The organism is uncultured Thiodictyon sp. (genome assembly GCF_903828115.1).
Classification (GTDB): Bacteria; Pseudomonadota; Gammaproteobacteria; order Chromatiales; family Chromatiaceae; genus Thiodictyon.
Genome location: NZ_CAIKKU010000356.1, coordinates 1 through 3,859, shown reverse-complemented (window position 1 = coordinate 3,859; position 3,859 = coordinate 1). Strand labels below are relative to the sequence as shown.

At 66.7% G+C, this 3,859-nt stretch carries 1 protein-coding gene; it reads right to left on the bottom strand.

The window, feature by feature from the left end:
* On the bottom strand, positions 1 to 3,627 hold a 3,627-nt coding region (locus QZY48_RS13060), incomplete at its 3' end, for an efflux RND transporter permease subunit (protein WP_295431291.1).
* Positions 3,628 to 3,859 lie beyond the last annotated feature (232 nt).

Below are 3,859 nucleotides of genomic sequence, written 5' to 3'. Positions count from 1 at the left end.
CGCGGTCCGGCGCTCAGGCGCCGCGGCCGACGGCGTGCCGCCCGGCCGCAGCGTCCGCGGGCGCGGCGGCGGCTTGGGCCTGAAGGCGTTTTTCGCAATATCGAACAGCAGGATGAAGATGCCCCGCACGGCGTAAAAGATCAGGATCAGCACCTCCCAGACCTTCGCCAGGACCCCGGACCCGCCGCCCGTTCGGGATTCCCGCCGCGCGGCATCGAGCGCCGCCGCCTCGGCCTGGCACGGCAGCCCGCCGGCCGGCAGATGCAGCGCCGTGGCGGCGGCCACCGCGCACATATCGCGAGCCTTGGCCACGCACCCCAAGGGGATGACGATCAGGGTCAGGACCGTGGAGACGACGGTGCCGGCCAGCAGCGAAATCGCCATGCCCTGGAAGATCGGGTCGGTGATGATGACGCTGGAGCCGGCGACCAGCGCCAGGGCGGTGATGAGGATGGGCCGCGTGCGGACCTTGCAGGCGCGGATCACGGCCTCGGCCACCGGGGTGCCTTGGCGTATCTCGTGGATGGAGAAATCGACCAGCAGGATCGAGTTGCGCACGATGATTCCGGCCAGCGCGATCCAGCCGATCATGGAGGTGGCCGTGAACGCCCCCCCCAGGCCCAGCTCGAACATGATGAAATGGGCTGGGATGATGCCCAGCAGGGTGAGCGGGATCGGCGCCATGATCACGAGCGGGATACGGAAGTTGCCGAACTCCCAGACCACCAGGATATAGATCAGCAGCAGGGCGACGATGAAGGCCCCGCCCATATCGCGGAAGGTCTCGAAGGTCACGGTCCACTCCCCCGCCCAGGCCAGGGACAGCCGGTCGGAGGCCGGCGGGGGCGCCAGCCAGTAGAAGGCGTCATCCAGGCCCCCGCCGGCGGCGGGGCTGGTGCCGTCCGGGGCCCGGTAGGCGGCCGCCGCCATCAGGTCCTGCACCTGGAACATGGCATAGACCGGCGCCGCGAGACGCCCGCCCACGTCCGCCACCACATACTCCACCCCACGCAGGTCCTTGTTGTAAATGACGTTCTCTTCCTTGGCGAGACGCAACTGGCCCAGTTCACGCAAGGGGACCGTGAACCCCTGATTCGATGAGATCGGCAGGTCGCCCAGGGCGTCGACCCGGGAGCGCTCCGCCAGCGGGACCTGCAGGACGATCTGGGTGGGCTCGTGGCCGCTCTGCTGGCCCGCCCCCTGTTTGATGTCCCCGATGGGGGCCCCGCCCAGCGCCATGGTCAGATTGCGGTTGATCGTGTCCACCGAGATGCCGCGCCGAACCGCCTTCTCGGTATCCACGTCGAAGCGCCAATAGTCATAGCCCCCGCGCAGATAATTGTCCACGTCGCGGGCGCTTTCCGCTTTATGGAAAAATTCCGTGACATCCTGGGCGAACTGCCGCCGCAGCGCGGGCGTAGGCCCGTGGATCTCGGCCACCACCGACTGCAGGACCGGGGGCCCGGGAGGCATCTCCACCACCGCGAGCGTCGGCCGCAGCGCCGGTTTGAGGTCCGCCACCAGGGCGTCCAGGGTCTCGCGCGCCGCGACCGCGATCTCGTGACTGGTGCGGCGCCGTTCGTGCTTGTCGGTGAGTTGCACCTGGATCTCCGCCTGCCAGGGCTCGGTGCGCATGTAGTAGTGCCGGACCATGCCGTTGAAGTCGAAGGGACGCGCGGTCCCGGCATAGACCTGCAGGGCGGTCACCTCGGGCAGCACCCGCAACTGCTGCGCCAGGGTGTCGGCCAGGTTCGCCGTCACCGGCAGGGCCGTGCCCTGCGGCATGTCGATGACGACCGAGAACTCGGGCTTGTTGTCGAGCGGCATCATCTTCACCGCCACCCATTGGAAATAGAACAGGGAGCAGGCGAACAGGAAACTCCCCCACAGGGCCAGCCGGAAGATGCGCCGCTTTTTCGGGCTCTCGATCAGGGGCGTCAGGATGGCGCGGAAGAAGCGCTCGATGTATTCGGCGTCCCGGTGCTCGCGCTTCTCCGCCGCGGCCAGGTACGCAAGCGAGGGGCGCAGCCACTTGGAGATGGCCAGATAGGGGGTGAAGACGAAGGCCGCGAACAGTGAGATGAACATCGCCACCGACCCGAGCTTGGGGATCGGCGCCATATAGGGCCCCATCATGCCGCTCACGAAGCCCATGGGCAGCAGGGCGGCGATGACGGTGAAGGTGGCGAGGATGGTGGGATTGCCGACCTCGCGCACGGCGTCCACCGCGGTCGCGTCGTCGGTGCGGCCGTCCGCCAGCCAGCGCCGGTAGATGTTCTCGATCACGACGATGGCATCGTCCACCAGGATGCCGATGGAGAAGATGAGCGCGAACAGACTCACCCGGTCGATCGTGATGCCCCAGATCCAGGCCACGAAGACCGTCATGAAGAGCACCACCGGGATCACCAGCATAACCACGATGGCCGGGCGCAGGGCCCGGAAGGCAAAGAGCACCAGCACGAAGACGAAGAAGGTCGCCTTGATCAGCTTGAGGATCAGCTCCGTGACCTTCTGGTCCGCCGTCTGACCGTAGTTGCGGGTGACGCTGACCTCGACATTGTTGGGGATACGGCTGCCCTTCAATTCCTCCACCCGGTCCATGATGGCGTTCGCGACCGTCACGCCATTGGTCAATTCCTTCTTGGCCACGGCGATGGTCACCGCCGGACGGCCCTGGGGTGCGTCCTGCCGCGCCGCCGCCGGCCCGGTGTAATAGGCCACCAACTGGGTCGCATCCTCGGGCCCCAGGGTGACCCGTGCCAGGTCACGGATATAGACCGGCGCCTTGTTGAAGGTGCCGACCACCAGCCGGTTGATGTCATCCACACCCGTCAGGAAGGAGCCGCTGGTGAGGGTGAAGTGCGAACCGCTGGTCTCCAGACCGCCGGCGGAGGCCTCGGCATTGGCGGTCTTGAGCGTCTGGGCCACCTGGTCCAGGCTGATCTGATAGCCGGACAGGCGCTCGGGATAGACATCGACGGTGACCTGCTCGCGTCGCCCGCCGGTGATCATGCCGGGCCCCGTGTTCTTGACCTGACCGATCGCCTGAAGCACGTCCTGGGCGAGCAGGCGCAACTGCCCGTCATCGACATCGGGGGCGCCGTCTTGGTCCAGGTCCTTGGACCACAGGGTCAGCGTGACGATCGGCACGTCATCCACACCCTTGCTCTTCACGAGCGGCGGCAGGACCCCCGGCGGGATCTTGTCCATGTTGGAGGCGAGCTTGTCGTTCACCTTCACGAGCGAGGGCCCCATCGGCTGCCCCACGTCGAATTCGACGGTGACGAAGCCCCGGCCGCGCTGGGAGGCGGAGTAGACGTGCTTGACCCCGGGGATCTCGCTCATGATCCGCTCCAGGGGCTGCATCGCCATATTGGCGACCTGCTGGGCCGAGGCCCCCGGATACTGCACCATGATGTCGATCATGGGCACCGAGATCTGCGGGTCCTCCTGGCGCGGCGTCAGGATCAGCCCCAGGAGCCCCATGAGCAGCATGGCGACATAGAAGAGCGGGGAGAGCGGGGAGCGGATGAAAAACCGGGCGGTGCGCCCGGCGATCCCCAGGTGCTCATCAGCCACGGGCGGCTCTTGGTGGTCGGGGGCAGCGGTCACTTCTTGGCTCATGAGATTTCCAGGCAATCCGCGGCGGCGCGGCGTCGTTCAGGTGGGGTGCGGCCCGCTGCCGCACAGCCGCTGGAACAGGGCTGGCGGAACAGGGCGCGCCGGCCGGTTGGTAAGCAACGGTTCACTGATGAGTTAAACCAGTCCATTAGGGAACGCTTCATCCGCCAATGTCGTCGTTGTCGTTGTCGTTGTCGTTATCGTTGTCGTTGTCGTTGTCGTTGTCGTTGTCGTT